The organism is Polaromonas sp. P4_F9, from assembly GCF_056401235.1.
Genome location: NZ_JBFUJT010000037.1, coordinates 22084 through 43507, shown reverse-complemented (window position 1 = coordinate 43507; position 21424 = coordinate 22084). Strand labels below are relative to the sequence as shown.

15 protein-coding genes are annotated in these 21424 nt (G+C 56.5%); 4 read left to right on the top strand and 11 right to left on the bottom strand.

Annotated features, from left to right (window positions below; all coding sequences use genetic code 11):
- Positions 1 to 466 precede the first annotated feature (466 nt).
- The 4 genes from AC1DUB_RS24100 (at position 467) to AC1DUB_RS24085 (ending at position 3885) form a co-directional block, all read left to right on the top strand.
- Positions 467 to 790 carry a hypothetical protein gene (locus tag AC1DUB_RS24100; RefSeq protein WP_477731684.1) on the top strand — a complete coding sequence of 108 codons (324 nt, stop codon included), beginning with the start codon at positions 467 to 469 and terminating at the stop codon, positions 788 to 790.
- A gap of 523 nt (positions 791 to 1313) precedes the next feature.
- A complete protein-coding gene (locus tag AC1DUB_RS24095) occupies positions 1314 to 1751 on the top strand; it encodes a helix-turn-helix domain-containing protein (protein ID WP_477731683.1) in 438 nt (145 codons plus the stop codon).
- 55 nt (positions 1752 to 1806) lie between these two features.
- Positions 1807 to 2940 (top strand): HNH endonuclease, encoded by a 1134-nt coding sequence (locus AC1DUB_RS24090; RefSeq protein ID WP_477731682.1) that lies wholly within the window; start codon positions 1807 to 1809, stop codon positions 2938 to 2940.
- A 30-nt stretch (positions 2941 to 2970) separates the two neighbouring features.
- Positions 2971 to 3885 (top strand): hypothetical protein, encoded by a 915-nt coding sequence (locus tag AC1DUB_RS24085; protein ID WP_477731681.1) that lies wholly within the window; start codon positions 2971 to 2973, stop codon positions 3883 to 3885.
- 11 nt (positions 3886 to 3896) lie between these two features.
- Here the strand turns inward: AC1DUB_RS24085 and AC1DUB_RS24080 are convergent, their stop codons facing one another.
- From AC1DUB_RS24080 to AC1DUB_RS24030, 11 genes are all read right to left on the bottom strand, one after another.
- A complete protein-coding gene (locus AC1DUB_RS24080; RefSeq protein ID WP_477731680.1) occupies positions 3897 to 4610 on the bottom strand; it encodes a DUF5677 domain-containing protein in 714 nt (237 codons plus the stop codon).
- Positions 4611 to 4643: 33 nt separating this feature from the next.
- Positions 4644 to 6728, bottom strand: coding sequence for a hypothetical protein (locus tag AC1DUB_RS24075; protein ID WP_477731679.1), 2085 nt, complete (start codon positions 6726 to 6728; stop codon positions 4644 to 4646).
- The gene (locus AC1DUB_RS24070; protein WP_477731678.1) at positions 6728 to 9067 is read right to left on the bottom strand and encodes an ATP-binding protein; all 2340 of its coding nucleotides are present in this window, start codon (positions 9065 to 9067) and stop codon (positions 6728 to 6730) included. The genes AC1DUB_RS24075 and AC1DUB_RS24070 overlap by 1 nt, the downstream gene beginning before the upstream one ends.
- Positions 9068 to 9103: 36 nt before the next feature.
- The gene (locus AC1DUB_RS24065) at positions 9104 to 10006 is read right to left on the bottom strand and encodes a phosphoadenosine phosphosulfate reductase domain-containing protein (RefSeq protein WP_477731693.1); all 903 of its coding nucleotides are present in this window, start codon (positions 10004 to 10006) and stop codon (positions 9104 to 9106) included.
- Entirely contained in the window at positions 10006 to 13548 is a 3543-nt protein-coding gene (locus tag AC1DUB_RS24060) for an ATP-binding protein (RefSeq protein WP_477731677.1), read from the bottom strand. Before AC1DUB_RS24060 ends, AC1DUB_RS24065 begins: the two co-directional genes overlap by 1 nt.
- Positions 13538 to 14572, bottom strand: a complete 1035-nt coding sequence (locus tag AC1DUB_RS24055) for a DUF4007 family protein (RefSeq protein ID WP_477731676.1) — start codon at positions 14570 to 14572, stop codon at positions 13538 to 13540. The genes AC1DUB_RS24060 and AC1DUB_RS24055 overlap by 11 nt, the downstream gene beginning before the upstream one ends.
- A 1224-nt stretch (positions 14573 to 15796) precedes the next feature.
- Positions 15797 to 16072 (bottom strand): hypothetical protein, encoded by a 276-nt coding sequence (locus tag AC1DUB_RS24050; protein WP_477731675.1) that lies wholly within the window; start codon positions 16070 to 16072, stop codon positions 15797 to 15799.
- A gap of 242 nt (positions 16073 to 16314) precedes the next feature.
- On the bottom strand, positions 16315 to 18129 hold the full coding sequence (locus AC1DUB_RS24045; RefSeq protein ID WP_477731692.1) for an acyl-CoA dehydrogenase: 1815 nt from the start codon (positions 18127 to 18129) through the stop codon (positions 16315 to 16317).
- A gap of 130 nt (positions 18130 to 18259) precedes the next feature.
- The gene (locus AC1DUB_RS24040; RefSeq protein WP_477731674.1) at positions 18260 to 19045 is read right to left on the bottom strand and encodes an SDR family oxidoreductase; all 786 of its coding nucleotides are present in this window, start codon (positions 19043 to 19045) and stop codon (positions 18260 to 18262) included.
- A 17-nt stretch (positions 19046 to 19062) separates the two neighbouring features.
- A complete protein-coding gene (locus tag AC1DUB_RS24035) occupies positions 19063 to 20247 on the bottom strand; it encodes an acetyl-CoA C-acyltransferase (protein ID WP_477731673.1) in 1185 nt (394 codons plus the stop codon).
- Between the two features lie 328 nt (positions 20248 to 20575).
- On the bottom strand, positions 20576 to 21289 hold the full coding sequence (locus tag AC1DUB_RS24030) for a TetR/AcrR family transcriptional regulator (protein ID WP_477731672.1): 714 nt from the start codon (positions 21287 to 21289) through the stop codon (positions 20576 to 20578).
- Positions 21290 to 21424: the final 135 nt, after the last annotated feature.

Sequence of the window (21424 nt, the reverse complement as noted above, 5' to 3'; positions counted from 1 at the left end):
GCTCAGCGTCCTCCTGGGGGCACCCTATGTTTCGGTTTGCGCTTGCACTGGTTGGTGTAGCTGCTACTGTGGCCGCCTTGGCGGTGGTTGTTGCTACCGTAATGCAGCGCAGCCTGATGTGGTGGGAAATGAGCGCAATTGCCCTAGCAGCCCTGGTTGTGGCGGCAGTTATTAAACGTAGCAACGTGCAGAAGGCCAGACGACGTGCCATTGACATGCGTGACTCAGCGCTGTGGTGACCTTGCATTGCCAGGGCGCTAAAGCCGACTGCTAGGCTGACGCCGTTGCGTGATCCGTCACACCGAGTCCCGTGCCTTTCCCGCTTTTCTTCGCTCACGATAACATCCCTTACCGCAAGTAGGGGGGCTTCTACGCGCCGCAACCCATCCGACGGGAATCGCACGAGGAGTCGCCGCAGCCCAACGCGCAAGAGGTGTTTGGCCGCTTGTTGTGCCGGTTGATCCAATTGATCAAACTGCATCGCAATATGGCGTTCATGGTCGGCAAAGGGGATCAGGATCTCGCGCCCAGCTCTGTTTTCGTCGCCACGCTGGCCACGGCTGCCTACTGCCGCGACCGAGGCGCAGCCCGCACCGCCGAGAGGATGCTCTCCGAAATGCGGCAAATGTTCCGGTGGGCCATCAAACGCCAACCCTGGCGCTCGCTTCTGGTCGAAAACGGGAATCCGGCCGAACTGGTAAATCGCAAGCAAATTGTTCCGAAAGGGTACGAGCCGGGAATTCGCGAGCGCGTTGCTATTCCAGCAAGGGCGATCAAGTGCGCGAAGTGATACCCCGCATCTTCGGCGCACTCAAACCGGTACACCGAACCAAATGGATCAGGGTGCGTCTGGAAGCCTCTGTAGATGCTGTGCACCAAATGGCGGTCTAACTCGAGAGGGTCATCTCGATCCAGCACTTGACCGATCGTGTACCCGGGGTGGCGTCTGTCCCACGCTAGAAATTCGTCCTTCCGCGTCAGCCCGAAGTGGATTTTCGCCGCCCACTTCCAAAGCTCTTGATCTGTAGCATCTCCACGCTGGACACGGGTCTCAAGACGCGAAAGCACGTTGTTGTTGCAGTCTTTGCAACACGGAATTTTCAGTTGGCGATAGGCGATGGTCGTGTCATTGGGCAGCTTAATTCTCTGGTTCCATAGGTCGTATCGACCCTGGAGCCACTTTGGGATAATGTGTTCTTCGCTATCAGCGGCGTCGCCGCACACGAAGCAGGTATCCGTGCTCCGTTGATCCGCTGGTGGTTGCCTCTCATCTTCCATATCGCCATTCTGGCGTATCGGTCAGGATCCGTCTCATGCCAAATATTGCATCGATACTTAAAGAGGAGATCAGTCGTCTCGCTCGCAGGGAAATTAGAGGGGAGACAGCACGCCTACTGAAGATCGCCGCCAGCCACCGGGCAGAGATTGTGGCCTTGAAACGCCGCGCGGCTGACTTGGAGAGGCAGGCGAAGCACGGTGCTAAGGAAAGCCCGCCAACCACCTTAGGCGACGCTGAGAGCGGCGAAAAGTTGCGTTTCCGCGCCCAGGGATTCGCCAAGAATCGACAGCGACTAGCACTTTCAGCAGCCGAAATGGGCATGCTGCTCGGAGTATCGGCCCTGTCCGTCTACAACTGGGAGTCGGGCAAGGCAAAGCCACGCCGCGGCAATTTTCCTGCTATCGCTGCATTGCGCGGAATGGGTAAGAGGGAAGCGGCGGCGAGGTTGGAAGAACTCGCCGCAAAGGGCTGATTTCGGCCAAATTGATCCGCACGTTTTGGCGTCCCCATATCCCAGCGGAGGAAGCATGACCAGTCCCCAGCAAGCACGAGAGCTGATGAAGCAGCTCAAATCTGATCACATCGAGCAGGCAATAAGCCGTATCGATGCCGGCGAAGCTGGCGGATTCGCTGAGTCGACAAAGTACGACCTGCTTCTAAAAGGACGGCGCTATGCCCCGAAGCGAGTAGTAGGACTAGCATTAAACGGGTTGTCCGGCCTGACCTTCGATCCATATGCATTTAAAGGCGGCGAAGCCTCCCTTTGCTTCCGCACTCTCCAACGCCTGAACTTCGACATAGTCGACAAGGACGGAAATCATTTTCCGAAGCCGAAGTACGACATGCTGACTCGAGACTGGGTCATTGAGGCCATCAAGGCCCTTGCGGGACGTGCCACTCCTGCACAGATTCAGGCTTGGATTCTCCCCCGCAGGCCGGACTTCAAAGTCTCCAATGTCATTCCTGATTTGCAGCTGCTGACCGTGAATGCAGCCGCCAGGTCAAACCATTTTCACAACAAGAAGCCCCGCCGCTGTGATACCGGCGATGAGTTCGATCTGCTCTTTCTAGAGCGCTCGGGCCACTACGTGTTTTACGATCCCAGGAAGCACGGCACCTGGGAACTTACCACGGTGCAAGGCGATGACAAGCTACGCCCAGTGCAGATTCTTGGCGCTGGGCCGACAGCAGTTTTGCTCACGGCACTGGAAGAAGCGGAACGCAGCAAGGAATTTGACGCGCGCTCCATGCAGGATGCCCGGACAAACGCTCTGCGGCAGATTGCACTCCGCCAGGGTCAGCCCAAATTTCGACGCGACCTAATTGCGGCGTACGAAGGTAAATGTGCCGTGACCCGGTGTGATGTGCAGGACGCATTGGAAGCTGCGCACATCGTCCCGTTCAAAGGCCTTCACACCAACACGGTCAGAAACGGCCTGCTCCTGCGAGCTGACATCCACACACTCTTTGACCTTGCACTGTTTCGGATTGACCCCGTCACAATGCGGGTGGTGCTTTCACCAACGCTGATGAGCGGAAGCTACGCTGGCTTGGCCGGAACGAAGCTTCACCTCCCTCGGCTCGAAGCCCTTTTGCCCGACCCCGAAGCTCTCAAGGTTCATGGTGAACTGTTCATAGCTTTGGAGCGCGCAATTCCCTAGAGACTCTCACCGTCCGCCCTGCCATTAGAAATGCCGCTTTTCCACGCAACCAAACACACCTTTCATCCGGGACAAGTCATTTCGGGAGCAGGAGGACGTGCTGCGTACCCAGACATCGTCCCCTCGCTTGACGCTCAACGTCCGGGCGGTTTTCCTCTCAGAGACGACTGTGTGTTCTGCGCGGATTCTATTGAATCTGCGACTAGCTTCGCGTCAGGGCAAAAGATTCCTCATGCCAACATCAACGTCTATGAAGTCGTTGTCCATGGTACGAGCCACACTGGCCCGATGGCCGCTATTCACGCATTGCAAAGGAAGTTTGACGCCAAGGTCAACCTCGACAACTTAATTCGCGAATACTGGTTCCCCACCCAAACCTGGACATTCATGGAGACAATCGGATCAGCCTTCGAAGTCGTGCACGCCGTGGCGCCTGCAAATACCGGCGCAGTGATCGCCTTCAACACGAAGTATGAACGGGATGTCGCGCAGGCCACGGACTTCGACACCTGGCGCTCGACAACGAATCGGGCTCTCTTGACCAAAATCACTGGCGTTGGCAGAGACGGCAGAAAACGAAATTTCCTGTTCGACAGCCCCAAGAAGGACGACGGACCTCCAGCGCGCATTCAAGTGCAAGTTCGAGCCGAGTTGCAGGGCCCTAGCGAAGATTTTTTTGAACTGGAGTTGGTCAAGGAATCGCACGGGCTTTTGCGGATTCAAACGATCCACCATCACCACGCCCCCCACTTGAAACAGGTGGGAATCCCCGAAGTACTTTTACCGCATCTTAAGAAGAGATTCGGGATGCAGATTCAGTCCAGCCCGGCCGCCGGTCCGCCCGGCGTTTCGCGGTCACCTAGCGCCACCGCCATGTGGAAACGGCTTATGGCAGCGAGACTTGCAACATATGACGCCCTAACAGACACTTTTTCCTTGACATAGCGTTCTGCGAATCAGGATCGAGCTTGACGGCACCGGTCTACGCCGCCTTTTAAGCAGGTGGCCACTAGGCCAAGCAACCACGCTGTACGTGAAGCATTTGGCTCGAAGCAAAGCGTGAAAGATCCGTCTGCTTGTTTATCGAAGTAGTCGTCAAGACTTCGAAGCGATGCATGCGCACCAGCTATGCCGAAGCCTCGATACGCGGTTTCGTACTCGTGCCGCAGATCGGCGGCGACGGCGGCCTCCCACACTGACAGTCCGGAACCCAGTGGCGTCGCCTCGGCGGCGACCCTTTCAAGGTCGAGCACGCGTTCACTTGGAATTCGTGAAGCGGCTCCCGCCGCAATCATTGCCTTGGCCTGCTTCACACGCTCGAGATCATGCCCAACCTGCAGCCTCTCCGCCAGGCCCGGGTTGCGCCACAGGGCGCATGCAAAAAACAAACATTCAAAGGCAGTGCGAAGTACGGGGAACGGTGCTGTGGGAAGACCGCGTTCGATCAAAAGCACCGCGCCCTGGCAAGCTTCGATGCAGCGAAGCCAGAACCCCAGGCCTACCAGAAACGCCTGGCTCCCGCTGCCTTCGATCTCATTAAGATCCCCTAGCGCTTCAGCACACAGACCCTCTACTCTTGCGATATCAGCCGAATGCCGGGCACGAAGGGCACGACGCTCATCCTCGACGCCTGCCGACAGATAGCCGAGGGCATCAAACGTGGATGTCATGCGGAACAATTCAAAAAAATGACCATGTTCCGGTCAGGCGGCCGCAGTCGCCGCGTTTGTCCTATCCGGCCCCGCAGTTGCCTGAGGAATCTCAACAACGACAAAGTGCACTTTGGGGTCCGGCGCGCCCGCGGCCGAAAGATTTCCTTTCAGCTGGTCGAGTGCGAATGCTTTGGCGAAGAAATCGACCGTGTTCGTCAGCGGTGTCTTGTCCTTCAGACCGACACTGAGCGTATTGCAGACGGCAGCGGTATCAAACTTCATGCCTGCGTAATGCGTGGCGAGTTGATCCTTCACCCAAAGTGCAATTCGAACACTCGTTCCATCCAGGAAGAAGTGAAGCTTGTTGTGCAACGCGACTTGAACGGTCATCGGCGTTCCATCTGGCTCCGTCAGCATCACTGGCGCACTGTTGGGGAACTTCTTCCCGTAAAGGAACACATTTGCGCTACGAACTTCCACTCGCGTCGTTTTCAGCGACGCGAATCGCGTCATGTGGTTCACGGTTGCCGAAAGAAAGTGCGTTGCAATATCGTGCCGCAGGCGCCCAACCACGCTCAATTTTTCTGCCTTGGCGTGCTCAATAAACTTACGAATGGGCAACGCAAGCTGACGTCCCTTAGCAAGCTTGAAGTCGTACTCTTTCCCGCCTATCGACATCCCCCTCGCAACCAGGCTTTCATTGTCAGTATCGTGGGGAGGCATCTTGTGCTCCACCACTTCCACCGGAAGCACAATAGCAAACTGCGCGGACTGCACAGGCTTGACAAGATTCTTCGTTCTGGTTGCAGCGTTGAGATCGCACTGCTGCGTGATATGAACCAGACACTCAGTCTCGGGCGTCAACTCGGCCGGCGCCAACACCGCTCCAAACGGAACAAGCTTGTTGAAGTTTTCCAGCGCCTCCTGCGCCGACATCGAGTCGAGTGCACTTGGCACTGCAAACCCGGTCCACGTGAAATGCGATACAAGGTCACGCCCTACCTTGGGGTTCACGAGTGGTGCAATAAATCTCGTGCCGATTGTGGGAGGGTTGCTGCCCGGCGTGAGCTGGTCGGAGAAACACGCGTCCAAGGCTTCCAGAGCCGTTCCGACTGCCGGCGACGACTCAACATGCCATAAGTACTCCCGCGACATCAACTCATTGAGGTGCTCATCATATGGGTCGTCCTCGGCTATCGCGCTGAGATGAATCTGTTGCATTGCAGCGGCGTCGAGATTCCACAACGTAATGTCCGCCTTCTTACGCGCGTCCTCAAGGGCACCCATCCAAGTGCGCATAAACACTCGCATATGGTGTGCCACGCCGCGCTGCCTGTCGAGCTGCTGGTAGCTCAGCACAAGCCCCTCTTTGCCAAACCCCGTCTCCCGGATTTTTGCCTTCGGGAGCAGAAGTAGCCCTGCTGCACTGATACGCGACTCCGTGCTGAAGCGCAAACGCTCGGTGGTCAACTCCTCGCTGTTCGACATGATGATGATGGCGGGAATCCGCGAGGGATAGTTCGCCTCGGCCATTGTCAGCAAGTAGTTCACCATCTCGTCCACGGCCCCAGTACTTCTGTTCAGAACAAGGTCCAAGATGAGAAAATCGTACTTGAGCAAATCTTCGGGCGCGCTTGGCCTTGTACTGGCAAATGTTGTCTCAAACTCTGTCGGGGGAAAAGCGGACTCAATCTGTTCTTTGAGAACTCGCACGTTGTCCGCTTGTTGGAGAAAGTTCKCCAACGGATCCATGAGCAGCGCCGACGCTGTGGTCCGGAACTTGTCAGATAGCACTATCTCCTGCACGAATCTTGTGGAGCCGAGAAACTGCAGCACCGTATCCGTATTCTCTTTCTCAAGCGGCTGAAAGGTACTATCAACGGAGACCACGATCGGCCACAACTCCGCGACTTCGGGGCTGGATATGTCTGCCAGTGCGGGGCCGATTTCGGAGCGGGCGTTCAGATGCGCAAACGTAAGGCCCGCTAACTCATCGTCGATGACGTGGACCTTAATCGGGCCGCGCACCACTGCAGCAGCTGCCAGGTCCGCCGCTACCAGTGGTGTAGTTGCCGAAGTCTCGGCCTTGGTGTCAGCCACAGGAGCGGCTTTTTCTTGTTGTTCGGGGTTATCCATCACTCCTCCTTGGGCAATTCGATCGTGAATGTCCTGAGCCGGCCGTCTTCGTCGGCATGATCATCCATGTACAGTCGACCGCCGTGGTAGTCGACGAGCTCGGAGGCAATGTAGAGCCCCAACCCTTTGCCCTTTCTTCGCGTTGTGTAGTACGGCTTGAAAATTTCCTTGGCGTATTTCGGATCAACGCCAGGGCCGTTGTCTGTAACACTAACGGTCAGCGCCTTCGAGTCAATTTCTATCGAAATGTGCCGCTCCTTCTCGCCGTCTTTCACGCCTTGCTGCAGCCAGTAGACGGAGTTCGTTAACAGGTTCTCGAGAGTCTGCGCGATCAGACCCCGGACCATATAGACGTTCAGTGCCTTCTCAGCAGGCCCGTCGTCCAGCGTGACCTCGGCCCTGATGGCGTGCCGTTCGAATCTGTTCTTGAACCCTGACACGATTGTCTTTGTCTGCGCGACGGCGTCGTAGTTTTCCTTCCTATGCCTGCCGGATGGGCTCATCGCGTCAACGGTGCGAATCCGTTTGTTCGTTGCCACAATTTGAGAGCGCAGGCTATCGACTACATTCACGACATCGCTCTTGCCTTCTTTTTTCTGCAGATCGACAAGCAGTTCACCTGTTCGCTCTGTCAGTCTGGCGAGCTCATGGATGACGATCTCCACCACCAAGCCGATATTGGCCAGTTCAAGTAGCTCCACTTTCGTCTCGCGTGCCATATTGAGCGAGTTCTTGATTGTCTTCACGTACTCGACCTGGCCCTGAAGCGTCTCCCGAATCTCTACGATCTTGTGCCGTTGCTCTTTGGGGAGTTGCTTGCCGATTTCTTCCACAGCGCGAATGGTCTTTTTCAACGACTCTTCGGACTTCTTGAGAGACTCGGTCGTCGATTCTTCGGCAATGGCGATTTTCGCTTCTGCTTCCCGAATCGCATTTATGTGAAGGCGAAGATCCTTCACGATGATGTCGCCTAACAGGCTCTTCAACAACGCTTGCTCGGGACATGCGACAAGGCGTTCGCGATTTGCGGAATCGATCAAACGTGGGTTGTTGCCCGAGGAAATGCTGACGCTTCCGATCGTTTGGTAGCGATTCAATGCGAAACCCTTCGCTCTCAGGGCACCGCTGTCCCACTCCAGCCAGTCGTCTTCCATTCCACCTGTCTTACCGACACGGAAATTGTCCCTGTAAAGCGCAAAGCCGCCGCACCACTGGTTCAGTTCTTCGGCAATCTCGGTACGAGTCTTTTCAACGGTTCCCGACAGCATCTGTCGGTTGAACCACAGGCAATTTGCGACAAATGGACCTAACCGTATAAACGTCTCTGCAGGCAGCGCCAGTTGTTGCGTCAGCTCGCCCATCTCCCATGCCCTCGTCTCCGGAGAAGTTGAATCTCGCCACTGAAGGCTCCTGCGCAGGATTTGCTTGGTACCGTCGATGCCATTCGGATCAAAAGTGATCTCCGCTTTGAACTGTGCAACTCGCTCGAGCCACTGTGGCAACGACGCAATCGGCTGACGCTTGCCGTTCAATACGATGTCGACCGGATAGGGGCGAGCCTCTTTGGAAAATGGGTTCTGCAGTCTCCTCATGTATCGCTGGATGAACAGCTGTACCTTCTCCTGAGTCCAATTCCCGGACAGTTCCGTGATCTCGATTTCAGTGCCTTGCCTGGACACATCAGCCACACCAGCATCCTTTACATCGACGTCGACCTTGTCGAGGAAGAGGTTCGGATCATCAAAGCGATCCCATCGAAAATGAATGCTGTTCCATCGGTCACTTCCCTTCTGGGTTGACTTAACGGTGGCGAGGTTTCCCAAGCGCATCATTGAGAGACGGCCAATTCCCTTTTCTCCTAGGATCGGCAAGTCATCGGGACCAGCTGCGCGCTTGGCAAGCAGCTTGCCAGGTGTGCCAATGACAAGAAAGCGGTCGGATAGATCCTCGGCGCTCATTCCCACGCCGTCGTCAGACACGTGTAGCGATTGCTCTGTACGAAACTTTCTGAGGTTATTTGCAAACTCCGTGCGATCCTCTAAGAACGAGTGCAGGCGCTCGATGAGTTGTGAGCGCTGCGCAACTGTCAGGTCTGATGCAATGGCCTTATCGACGCGTTCGATCGCTTCTTGCTTCGAGACCTTTTCGTTCCGAATCTGCTCTTCCAGCAGTGCAAGGGCATCCAAGTCGGCGAAAGACTGTATCGCCACTTTGACTCGTGGCGACCGAGCGTCGAACGCATTCTTAATCAGCTCATTGAGGGCAACGTCGTCAGAAGTGATCAACTCTGCGCCCATTTGACGCAACGCACGCGCCGCTATTCGGAATCCTCCAGCCATCTTGTTCTCCTTTTTAGCCAGCTATGGGAGCCGCGTCTATTTATGACAAACCAAGCACGCCCCGCCCCCCTCATCCTCGCCGAACAAATCATCAATATCTGTTGGCTCGACAAATCTTATCGGGCGTAGCGGATTGACAGGCATGCGCGCTTTTTCACGAGCCTTGCGCGCGATGAAATCTGCTTCAATTTCGGCAACCCGTTCGGGCTTCTCGATGTCGAACAGCGATTCGCCATGCGACCAGGTGAAAGGCGAGCCATGCTCCAGCGCGCTCTTTTCATACCGCTTGGCCTCTTCAAACGCGTCCGGATGGTTGCGCTTGAGATTGACCCATTCGATCTTCTGCTGGAAAAAGCAAAAAGTACAACCGCTGCGCGAGCGCCACTCGTAGTACTTCGGCAGACCCAGGCCAGAGGCTTCGAGCAATTCGATCACTCCCTGCTTGTCGATGCCAGCCTCGCGGAACGGATAGTTGACTTTGAGATGCTCCTGGGTGGGCTCGAAGCCTTGTCGATGGTCCTCGTCCGCACGAATGGCCACATAGCTCGTGATGCGGTGTCCGGCGGCGAGGCTAGGCCGTACCCATTGCCTGAATGGCAGCAGCTTGAGCTGGCGTGTGCACCACCTGGTACTGGCCGAAGGTAAGAAGTGTCCGTATTCCCTCAGCCAGAAGTCGAAGTCCCGATCAGGGTTCAGTCGCAAAATCGACTGGCCGAGGAAGCCTTCAAGCCGCCCCAAGAACTCGTAGACCTCTGGTAGCTCCTTGCCCGTATCGGTAAAGAAGTACTCGAGTTTGAGTTCAGGGTGATGCTGGCGCATGTAGACCGCGAGGGCCGCACTATCACGTCCACCAGACAAACCCAGGACATGACGTTGAACCGGATTCCCTGTAGGCTTCACGGATGATTTGGCTTGAACGGTCGCGGTAACAGCAGTCATCATGAAACCCTTTCTGCAGCGCTTGCCGCTTCCACCAGCTTTGTGCCTGCTTGCGCGAGGGCCGCGAGCACGATCTCACGCTTTTCATCCTTGAATTGCTTCATGATGGCATCGGAGAGTCGCCGAATCCTTTGGTCTTCAGCAGCAGAGACGTCAAAGCTCTCAGACACGGTCTTTCCTTGAACACCCGTGCCAAAGACCACTGCGATTGCACTCCGCGTGGGGTCACGGTGCTGAACTGAGCTAACGGCCTCCACCTGCCGGAATTTCAGCCCCAACTGGGCGAGCTGGATCAAGGCAGCATCAATGTCCTGGTCGGACCATTCTTTTGGCGGCTTGTTGACGGCTAAGCTCAAGAGGCTTTCGACAGCCTCCGGGTCTCGGCTGAGCGTGGCCAGCCTCCCTGCGAATGCATCGAGTCTGAAGTCTCCGGAAATTCCAATGACGGTCTCAGACCTGTGGCGGATGGAGGCAATGTCCCTCTCCGATTCGAACGAGGCATCTAGCGTCTCCAGTGTTCGCTTCAGTACACGGGAGAGCATTTCCGGATATGCCGACTGCATCTCCTGCAGAGCCTCGCCCATTGCATCGAGAAACTTAGGCACCGGCAAATCGCCGAACAACACCGGCAAGTCCACGAACAGCACCCGATGCGGGTCATTCGCCTTGGCCAGGGTATCGCGCACGGCGCGCGTCCGCTCGCTTAGCAGTTGCGTACGGCGCGACCACAGCGGCAGATCAAAGACAAGCGTCACAAGGCCACGCGCGGCCTCCAGTGGTTCGGCTTCCACCGCGCGGCCGAGACTGCGAAGATGCTTCGCCACACCTTTGAGGATGTCGCGCCTGTGATCGTTGATCTGGACATGCCGGATAGCAAAGCGACCCGGATCCTGCAGCGCTTCATCGACATCCACAGGTCGAATTTGGGGTACGAACATCCCATCCTTGTAGATTGCCATGCGGTGCTGGTTGGCCAAAGCAAACGCCAGCCATAGAACCGGTAACACCCCTCCTCGTACCCCGTACGGTGGGGCCTGCCAAAGTCGATAGAGATCGTTCAACGGAACAGCAGTCGTCGTGCCGACTATGAGGTCAACCGCGGCCGACCAGAGAGCTGTGAAGCTGCTTGCGCGCACGGCCACCTTGTCTTCAATAGGCGCGGAAAAAGCGTAGCGTGCCGCTTCGTCATTCCGCTTCTCCCCCGCCGCCGGTCGATGCAGCCCGCCGGCCTCCAGGAGGTTGTGGTACAGACCCGCCTCCGCGGGGTAGCCTTCCAGGCCTAGCCGCCTGTGATCGGGCTTTGCCAGCATCGCATACAGCAAGTCTTTCCTCGCCTTGGTGCTGTTTGACGAAGGAGTGTCGCGGTTAATCAGCTCACTGAACAACTGCGGGCTCTTAGAGAAGACTACGTCGGCGAATGACGAAGCGAGATGCGCCAGGCTTAATGGCGCATCCTGTTCGGAGATCGCAAGCCCCATGGAGTCACTGTTGATCCAGTGGATCCTGTGCAAGGCGTCCCGGAGCTCTTCCTCCAGTCGGGTTCGCACATCGGTGGTTCGTGCTTCAAGTTCCCTTCGCGCCACCGCGTCGTTCTCAAGTTCCGAGCGCAAACGCCGAATCCGGTCGTAGGCCATCAGTTCGCGGCCAAGCTCGCGAATCGCTTCACCGTTGCGTGGGATTCCTACCAGGATCGGGCGTTCCGCATCAACCTGCCATTCCAGCTTGCGAACAAGATTTCCAGCCTGGCGCACCGTCTGGCCGCGAGCTGGGAGAACCAACAGGAACGATCCAAACGCGCTACTGCGACCCAACGAAGTGCCCGGCTCTCCGCACACAGAGGCCGCCCGTCCTAGGCCGTCGACAAACTGGTTGGCATGAGTCATCAAAGGCACCATCCAGCGCAACGTGCCCGTCTCGCAATAGTGGCGCTTCGCGAGCACCGGCTGCAATTGCACGAGCGTGGTCAGCTGAGAAAGGTCCGGTTCATCGATAGTGCCAAGAGCTTCCGCGAGTGCCGCGTCCAGGTCGAAGTCGCTGCCCTCTGAGATCGCCCACGATCCTTGGTGACGCTTGAAAGTGACGAGCGCCCAGCGCCGCAGATCCTGCAGCAGTTCTTGCAGCTTGTCGGCTGGCAATGCGGTACCGTCGTCTGCACGCACACATGCACCGAGTACCACCTCGTCTGCGACGAGGCCGGACCCATTCCTGAAGAGATCGATCAATGCGATCGTCTTTACCAGTTGAACGTGTTGTGGGCCACCTTGGTTCTTATGCTCCGTGCGCTCAACCGCTTCCACGCTCTGAGACCAGCGATGGCTGTCAGTCGATGCGAGGATGCTGGGCTCCAGGTTTGTACGAAGGTAGTCCCAGTAGGCTGACGGCGTATAAGTTTTCCCCGAGCCAAGGTGCACCGTCTGCAGGAATTCCCGGAAGCTGCGTGCCTCCACAGACGCGAGAAATCCAAATGTGCTTCGTTCGTTTTGACCAAAGCGGCGCTTTGAGACAGGGCCTAGCAACGCCGCAGTGACAGGGTGCAGCGGCCAGCAACGGTCAAGCCGTTCCGCGAAATCTGCGCCGAGGCCCGGCCGATGATGCCGAATCGACTGAGCCAGCTGCCTTGCGATGGCGAGAGATTCAGGATGCGTTGCTGTTGTATGAATGGCTCTACCAGTCAGCTCTACCACTTCGTCGGACGCCGCCACGAGCGGAATGTCGATATATCGACCTTGAACCTTGCGCCATTCATCGCGCAATTCGGAACCCAGGCGATGTGCATATTGCTCGAATGATTGGTGCAGGATGCCAACCACGACCAAACGCCCTTTGCATCGACCGGCGAGATCTGCAAGCTCCTGGTAGAAATAGATGTCGTCTCCGTCGCCCGATGCCGCTTCCAAGAACTTACCGAGTTCGTCTATGACCAAAAGGACACCATTGCCCGCGCGTGCCTCTGACTGTTCCGCAAGCGCCTTGAATAGAAGCGCGATGCGCTGCCGTGTTCCAGACTTGGTAGAGCGCAAAACGTTGGTGCCAGCCCGTTCGTCCAGGCACGAAGCAACGGCATCCACCACGCTCCCACGGTGTCCCACGACTGGCAAAACCAGCCATCCGTCCTTTGCCGCAGAAAATACGCGCACGATGTCGGACTGCAGTGCCTCGCCCAGCTCGAGGACGTCCATCGCGGCGCGGCGCACCGCCTTGTTCGGAGCGACCAGGCTGCAGAGAGCGACCGCCAGCGACGATTTACCCCCTCCAAATGGGCCTGTCCAGATGAACGCACGCTGAGGTGTTTGAAGCACATGGCGAGCTGTGGCTTCGAGAACGTTGCGGGCAGTTCCTTGACATATATATCCGCGCAATGCCTCGACGCTCCCGTAGTCGGTGTCGAGACGAACAGCGCGTTGAAATTGACGACTCAGGCTGACGTGGTCTGCGAGGAGCGGTTGGGGCTTCACAGCGGAGCGAGGCGCAACTGCTGCGGCGGGCGATTTTGTCGATCCGTTCTTTGGCGCCGGCACGTTCGGAGTCTTCTTAGTGGGCATATGCAAACTCCAGTGCCGTGTCCAGATTCAAGGGCTTCGTCCTGATCAGTTGGCGCAGGCCGGCGGAGTCGGACCACTGAAACGCTCCCTTTGTTAGAGGATCAAGGGCGATCAGCCGCGCAGCCACGGAATCTTCGTCAAGCTTGAACACGCGGCCGGGTGAGCCGATCTCATACGCAATCGTTTCAAACGACAGGGTGCTCTGTTCCGGTGCGAAAGCCTGCCAGAACTCCGTCAATGCATACAGAAACGCGCCATCAGACAGAGTGGATTTGGGCCCTCGCCTCAACGCGTACTCATCACGGGACTGCACCGAGATCAGGCCCAACTCCCCAAGCATGGAATCAGCAAAGTCATCTACCGAGTTTGTCTCTGACCGATCCACATAGCAGCGCATGCAGACCTCAATGTCCCGCTTGAGCGTGGCTGCAGACAGCTTCCCCCCACGTTCGCGAGCGTATTCGTCCAAGGACTTGAGCAGGGTTTTGGCGCTGAAACTCTGTTCATGGATGTGGTTGAACACCCAGTACCAAGTCGTGCTCCGATGCGTGCGCTGCACGGCCCAACCGCCAGCGAGCTTCCAATGCACTAACCAAAGCGTGGAAGGATGTTCACTGTACGGATCAAGGCCACCGTCGCCAAATACGCGGCCGCCAAACGCCGTGGGCACGGGAAGACCATCGACGTCGGCAAGCACATCGCACGCTGTCGCCCAATGCYTGATCGACCCCACCATGTTCTTGCCCACGCCAAGAGTGACGATCGCGGAGTCTTCGCTGAAGACGTTCTTGGTACGGCCACGCCCTGCGCCACCTGAGGCTGCCCGACTCGAATGCACGCCATGACCAACAGCGTCAACCGCCTTCTTCAGCCATAGCTGACGCAGCGCGAAGGTCTCGTGACCTGAGAAGAGCGGGCGATAGCCCTCGGAGTGCAGTAGTCCACGCATAGGCAAACGGCGACTGGCGTTATCCACCAGCAGCAAGGTTGATTGACTGGCGACCTTCGCCAGTCCGACCATCATACTTTGCCATGACAAACTATCGATCTATCTGACACGTTTGCCAAAAACTATGGCGATGGGGCTTGTTCGGGTGTCAGATGTGCCCCGCTACATCCCTGATGACATGGAGAAACTGACGATGTCCGGATACTTCCGGACCAGGTCTGGGTTTGCGTCGAGTTGCTCCTCGATTTCGCCACGCCCCAGTAATTTGCCCAGATATTGCGCTTGCGCAAGATGGCAAGGTGCTCCACAAGCGATCGCCTCACTGACAGCGCAACAATCAAAATGCCGGATGCCTCATGGCGATCGAGTGTGTCCCTGATGTCGGCACCTCCAAGATACAAGAGGTCCGCATTGGCATCGCCCTCATTGGTCACCGGGGTCTGACGCACGTGGACCACGCCGGATCGGCGGCTTAGGAGATCACGCGTAAATTCCTCGAATCGGGCCCCGTCCACCTTCTGCGGCCACGAGTAAACGCGACCATCGAATAGGACTTCATGCTCTAGGCGCTGCCGCCTCGCGACCGCTGTTGTAGACCGCGCGGTCACAGTCGACTTCAAGAATGACTACGTGCTCGGTCCCAATGCCAACAAGGCGATTTTCAAACGAGATGAAAGCGAGTCCATCAGCGCCCCCTTCGAGACGCTCAAGCACACAAGTACAGCGCGTGATGCCCTCATTCGATGCGGCATTGTGTGCGAATTCCGACTTGAAGAACCGCACCGTGGGCCCCGACATTTCCGTCCAGGCAGTACCGCCGCTCATGAACTCGCGCAACGCAACCGCCGTTGTCGGCGAGTGGTAAACGGACGCGCCAGCCTCCAGTGATCTATGGCAATGCTGATTAAGGTCCACGGTCCCGGAGGCAGAAGCGTTACATGGCGATGAAACAACAGACCTGGGGAAGCGATAGTCAACTTACCAAAACACCTTATTCTCGTAAGTAGGTGCCTTTTTTTCCGATCTACGGATTGACGCCAACGCGCCCTAAGCGATGCGCAAAGGCATAACCGTTGAGCAGCCTGGTCGATCGCGGGAGTGGGTCACCCCTGGCGCCTGTTTGTTATCGGGACGGCGAGGCCCCTCACCGGCTGCCCCCCCCAACTCACGGACCTCGACGAAATCGTCGTACAGCCCAAGGGCGAAATGACGGGGCGCGGTACCGAGCTATTGGTCACGCAGCTCATGGGCGGGTTCCGTCGCCTGAAATACAACGCTTCCTGCGACCTACGACACCGCTCAGGGGAACTTGAAATCAAGTTCAGTGAGTTGCACCAAGGCGGTCGGTGCAACTTTAGTAATATCGTCGGCCTCGTGAAGGATCGCAAAAAATGGGATCTTCTCGTGCTTGTTGGACGGCGGGCGCGTCGCATCGCTGCGCAAACTTCGATGGATTCGGAGTTGTTCTTTATCTGCCTGACGTGGGATGAGGTGATCGAACTGCTGGGCGGTGACGAGGATGCGGCGCAGCAGGTCCTTGAGCGATTCCCACTTTTCATGTGAGAAACCATGCATACGTGCGCTCTGCACACCACACGGGATAGAGGGGACCTGCGACTCGGCGGCAAGCGATGGGTTCGTTCAATTTCGGTGCCGATACCCGTTTCGATCTTTGTAGCGTGTAACAGAGGCTATCTGACATGCACGCCGAAAATGACTTTCTGCAGCATTATCTTTACCGACTAGAAAACCTTGCAGGCTATATAGCTGCCGAGCAATCAAAACGAGTCATCAGGCCAACATCGAAAATCCGGTCATCAGAACCATTCGTCCCGCATGTCGAGACCGGTCGTATCTATCATCTCCAGTAGTTCCATTTGCTGACGCACTTTCGGAAGCTCCCACTTGAAGAAATATTTGCAGGCCTGAAGCTTCCCAGAGTAAAAATCCGCGTCATCACCAAGCTTCCCTACTGCTGCAAGAGCTTGCTCAAGCCAGATCCAAGCCAACACGATATGCCCGAACGCCTCCAGATATAGCGTTGCATTGGCAAGTGTCTTGTCCAGGTCGCCCGCAGCATGCAAGCTCGCCGTGACATCTTCGATAGCTTTTAAGACATCACTCAGCGCAGTGGCGTAGCTGGAAAGCGCCGCGACCTGAATTGACCTGTCAATGCACTTTCGCACTTCAATACCAAGCGCCTTGAACGCAGCACCATCCCGCATGGTAACTTTGCGCCCCAGCAGGTCGATTCCCTGGATTCCATGAGTACCTTCATGAATCGGGTTCAAGCGGTTGTCCCGATAGAACTGCTCAACGTTGAACTCACGTGTATAGCCATAGCCGCCATGCACCTGAATTGCCAGGCTGTTCGCTTCCAGGCACCACTGCGATGGCCATGATTTGGCAATCGGCGTCAAGATGTCGAGTAACAGCGTCGAATGCTCGCGGTCGTGCTGAGACACTGCCGTTCTTTCTTCATCGACCAGTTTTGAACAGTACAAGCCGAGTGCCAAGCCTCCTTCCACATACGACTTCTGGGCCAGCAACATTCGCTTGACGTCGGTGTGCTCGATGATTGGCCGCTGCGGTTTCGCCGGGTCCTTGTTGAGAGGCTGGCGTCCCTGGAGGCGACTGCGGGCGTAGTCGAGCGCGTGCAGGTATCCGGTGTATCCAAGCATGGCCGCACCAAGGCCAACACCGATCCTTGCTTCGTTCATCATGTGAAACATGTTGCCCAAGCCTTTGTTGACCTCGCCAACCAGATAGCCTATCGCTCCAGCCTTGCCCCCAGGCTTGAATCTGCCTTCACCAAAATTGAGGAGACAATTGGTCGTTCCGCGGTATCCCATCTTGTGATTCAGGCCGGCCAGAACCACGTCATTGCGTTCCCCCAGAGAACCGTCAGCATTGACCATCGTCTTCGGAACGATAAACATCGAGATTCCCTTGACTCCAGGGATCAGCTTTCCGTCGGGTCCTGGCACCTTTGCAAGCACCAGATGGATGATGTTTTCCGACAGTTCGTGATCGCCGGCAGAAATCCACATTTTGTTGCCCGTCAAACGATAACTGCCATCTAGCTGTGGTTCAGCGCGCGTCGTGATGTCTGAGAGGCTGGAACCAGCCTGCGGCTCGGACAAGCACATCGTCCCAAAGAATTTTCCCTCCAACATCGGCCGAACGAAGGTGTTAACCTGTTGCGGTGTGCCGCACTTGAGAAGTGTGTTGGCGTTGCCGATGGTCAGGAAAGCATAGGAGGTAGTGCCGGCGTTGGCGCCACTGAAGTAAATGAACCCGGCCTTTTCGACGACGCAAGGAAGTTGCGAGCCCCCCATCTCATAATCCTGTCCTGCAGCCATCAAGCCAGCTTCGCAGAAGATCGCCAAGGCAGCCTTGACGTCGGGAATCATCCTCACCTTTTCACCGTCAAAGATGGGCTCGTTCTGGTCATTTTTCTTGTTGTGTGGCGCAAACAGCTCGGTTGCTATCCGCTCACAAGTATCCAGAGCAGCACTGAAGGTCTCACGCGAGTGATCCGAAAAACGTTCTCGCTTCGTCAGCGATTCCACGTCCAGCCACTCATGCAACATGAAGTCCAGATCGCGACGGGAAACTATTTTCGATTGCATTTTCTTCAAGTCGTTAGGCGGTTGAGATGAATAGTGAAATAAACGATTTGGCAATGATCAGGCGACTTCGAATGAAGTCCTCATCAAACCTGCGTCCGGGGTTCTCTGTGCAAATGGAGAGGATGCGTCGTCAGAGAATGGCAGAAACGCCACCATCCACGGCCAAAATCTGCCCTGTGATGTGCTTGCCCGCATCCGAGGAGAACAGGAGGGCCGCGCCTTTAAGATCCTCATCATCACCGATACGCTGCAGCGGGATTCGATTGACCAGGGTGCCTTCGTCGGCGCTTTCGAGAAAGCCTTTGGTCATTTTCGATGGAAAGAAACCGGGAGCCAGGGCATTCACGGTGATGCCATATCGGCCCCACTCTCCGGCCAGTGTCCGTGTGAAGTTCACAAGTGCACCTTTGGAAGTGTTGTACGAGATCGTCTGCATCGCATCCGGTGCGTTGCCGGCCAGCCCGGCAATGGAGGCGACATTTACAATTCTCCCGTACTTACGCGGGATCATCGAAAGTTTTCCCACTGCCTGTGAGAGCAAGAAGATGCTGCGGATATTCAGGTCCATGACCTTGTCCCATGCCGCGATGGGATGATCTTCAGCGGGTGCGCCCCACGTGGCGCCAGCATTGTTGATCAAGATGTCGATGTGCCCGAGGCGATTTAAGGTCTCCGCGACAAGTGGCTCGATAGCGGCTTCGTGCGACAGGTCGGCGGAGATGGCACTTACCTGTATGCCGCGGTCTTTCAGGCACGTCACAGATTGCTCCAGGTCCGACTGCTTGCGAGAGGAAAGTACGAGGTTCGCTCCCTGCTCGCCCAAAGCTTCTGCGATTTGGAGTCCAAGCCCCCGGGAGCCGCCGGTCACCAGTGCTGTTTTTCCGGCGAGATCAAATAATTGTTTTGCGGTGCGCATGTTGTCTCCAGCACTCGTCAGGCGATTTCAAATAGTGCAGCGGCACCCATGCCGCCGCCAATACACATGGTCACCACCGCATAACGTGCGCCGCGGCGCTTGCCCTCGATCATCGCGTGGCCGGCCAGGCGAGCGCCTGTCATTCCGTAAGGATGGCCAATGGATACGCTGCCGCCGTTGACGTTGTACGTCGCCGGGTCAATACCCAGCTTGTCTCGGCAATACAGCGCCTGGCAGGCGAATGCCTCGTTGAGTTCCCACAGACCGATGTCCTGAACCTTCAGGCCGTGCAGTTTGAGAAGCTTGGGAATGGCATAAATCGGGCCAATTCCCATTTCCTCGGGCGCATTTCCGGCCACCGCCATTCCGCGGTAGATACCCAGCGGTGTGAGGCCGCGCTGTTGTGCCAGCTTGTCGCTCATAACCACGCACGCGCTGGCACCGTCCGACAGTTGGCTGGCATTGCCTGCCGTGATGACGCCGCCCTCGATGACAGGCTTAAGGCCCGCCAGGGATTCCAGCGTTGTACTAGGGCGGTTGCCTTCATCCTTGTTCAGGGTAACTTCCGTGCGAAGCACTTCTCCGGTTTGCTTATCCTTCGTCAACATCGTGGTGGTGATCGGAACGATTTCGTCGTTAAAGCGGCCTTCAGCCTGCGCCCTGGCGGTCCGTTGCTGGGACTGAAATGAATATTCATCCTGCTGCTCACGGGAGATGCTGTACTTGCGCGCAACGAACTCGGCCGTGTCCAGCATCGGCATGTAGGAGTTCGGTTGGGCGCGAATAACGTTTGGATCCTGCTCCGCGTTCGCCCACTCGTAGTAGCGATTCTGGACCGCCGAGATGTTCTCCTGCCCGCCTGCAATAACGACTTCCATGCCGTCAAAGATGACCTGCTTTGCGGCGGTTGCAATTGCCATGAGACCGGATGCGCACTGACGGTCAATGGTTTGGGCGCTGACCGCAACTGGCAGCCCCGACGCGAATACAGCCTGGCGAGCAATGTTCCAACCTGAGGTGCCCGCACCAAGCACCGTTCCGATAACGGCGTCCTCGATGCGATCTGGCTCAATCCCGGCGCGTAGTACCGCATGCTGGATAGCATGCGCCATCAAGGTCGGCGACTTGGTGTCATTGAACGCGCCTCGAAACGCTTTACCAATTGGCGTGCGGGCTGTGGACACAATTACGGCATCGGTCATGACATTTTTTCCTTTGGAGTGGATTCGCTGGAGTGCCGCACTAGTCACTGCTCACACAACGATTTAGAAATAACTTGTTGGCATTTCAAGCAGCGTCGGGTCAGGGTCTTTGCAAAACGCCTCGAAACTGACGTTAGTGTAATTTATTTTGACTTCCAAGTCAACCTTATGGACGTACTTTTCCACGTCGAGATCAAATTGACGAAGCAATGGGTATGGCGCTCAGCAAGTGAGTCGTCAGTTAGGTCGGTGCGTTTCGACCATCTCGCGCACGGACCTGTCTTGGACGCCCGTAGTAGCCGTCTACACGTTGGTCGGCCGGCGGTTTCTACTTGCCTTTGGTCGGCGCGACAATCCGGGTCAGTTGATCAAGGGCATCCTGGACTGACGCCAATGCGGGGCGCAGTTCATCCAGCTTTGAAGAACCTTTGCCGTCCTGGCGTACCGATGCCAGCGCCATGGCTGCAATTTGGGCTGCGACTTCTTCATCATTCAAGGCACCGCCTGGCTGATACCACCATGCGGACCAGTTGTAGATTCCAAGAACTGCAAACGCGCCAATGGATGGATTCATTTTCTTGAAATGTCCACTTTTGATGCCGCGCTCTATGACAGCCTTGAACTTGTCGAAAATTGCCCGCCTGCCCTGAGCATTCACAAGCCGCGTTTTTTCAGGAAAGAAATTTTCTGAACGATCGATTACCTTGAAGAGGACGGCGTTGTTCAGAACGAAACGGGCGTTGTTCTTTACCATTTCGTAGAGCGTCTCCGCCGGATCACGCTTGTCATCCGCCATGCTCTCTCCCATCTCCTTGATGGCCAGCGTCACCTCCTCAACCATCGAAGTCAGGATCTCTTCCTTGTTGACAAAGTAGTAGTAGAGCGCCGGGCGGCTTATTTCCAGCGCACCAGCCAGGTCGGCCAAGCTCGTGCCGGCATACCCCTTTTCACTGAAAAGATTGGCTGCCGCAATGAGCACAGTCCGCCGCTGAAGTTCTTTGTTCTCGTTGACCCGGATTCTTCCTTTGGTTTTTTTGTTCACGACGACTTTTCGTTAATCTTGTTACTAAAACTGGATCGCTTGTGGCCGTAGTTGTAAACAAAATTGACTTAAATGTCAATAAGCCGAAGACATTGTGGCGACCGCACCGATCAACAGTGCGGCGCCGGCGCTACC

Coding starts and splice junctions, on each gene's coding strand:
- AC1DUB_RS24095 (WP_477731683.1), top strand. CDS start 1,314: ATGCCAAATATTGCATCGATACTTAAAGAGGAGATCAGTCGTCTCGCT.
- AC1DUB_RS24090 (WP_477731682.1), top strand. CDS start 1,807: ATGACCAGTCCCCAGCAAGCACGAGAGCTGATGAAGCAGCTCAAATCT.
- AC1DUB_RS24085 (WP_477731681.1), top strand. CDS start 2,971: ATGCCGCTTTTCCACGCAACCAAACACACCTTTCATCCGGGACAAGTC.
- AC1DUB_RS24080 (WP_477731680.1), bottom strand. CDS start 4,610: ATGACATCCACGTTTGATGCCCTCGGCTATCTGTCGGCAGGCGTCGAG.
- AC1DUB_RS24070 (WP_477731678.1), bottom strand. CDS start 9,067: ATGGCTGGAGGATTCCGAATAGCGGCGCGTGCGTTGCGTCAAATGGGC.
- AC1DUB_RS24065 (WP_477731693.1), bottom strand. CDS start 10,006: ATGACTGCTGTTACCGCGACCGTTCAAGCCAAATCATCCGTGAAGCCT.
- AC1DUB_RS24060 (WP_477731677.1), bottom strand. CDS start 13,548: ATGCCCACTAAGAAGACTCCGAACGTGCCGGCGCCAAAGAACGGATCG.
- AC1DUB_RS24050 (WP_477731675.1), bottom strand. CDS start 16,072: ATGCATGGTTTCTCACATGAAAAGTGGGAATCGCTCAAGGACCTGCTG.
- AC1DUB_RS24045 (WP_477731692.1), bottom strand. CDS start 18,129: ATGCAATCGAAAATAGTTTCCCGTCGCGATCTGGACTTCATGTTGCAT.
- AC1DUB_RS24040 (WP_477731674.1), bottom strand. CDS start 19,045: ATGCGCACCGCAAAACAATTATTTGATCTCGCCGGAAAAACAGCACTG.
- AC1DUB_RS24035 (WP_477731673.1), bottom strand. CDS start 20,247: ATGACCGATGCCGTAATTGTGTCCACAGCCCGCACGCCAATTGGTAAA.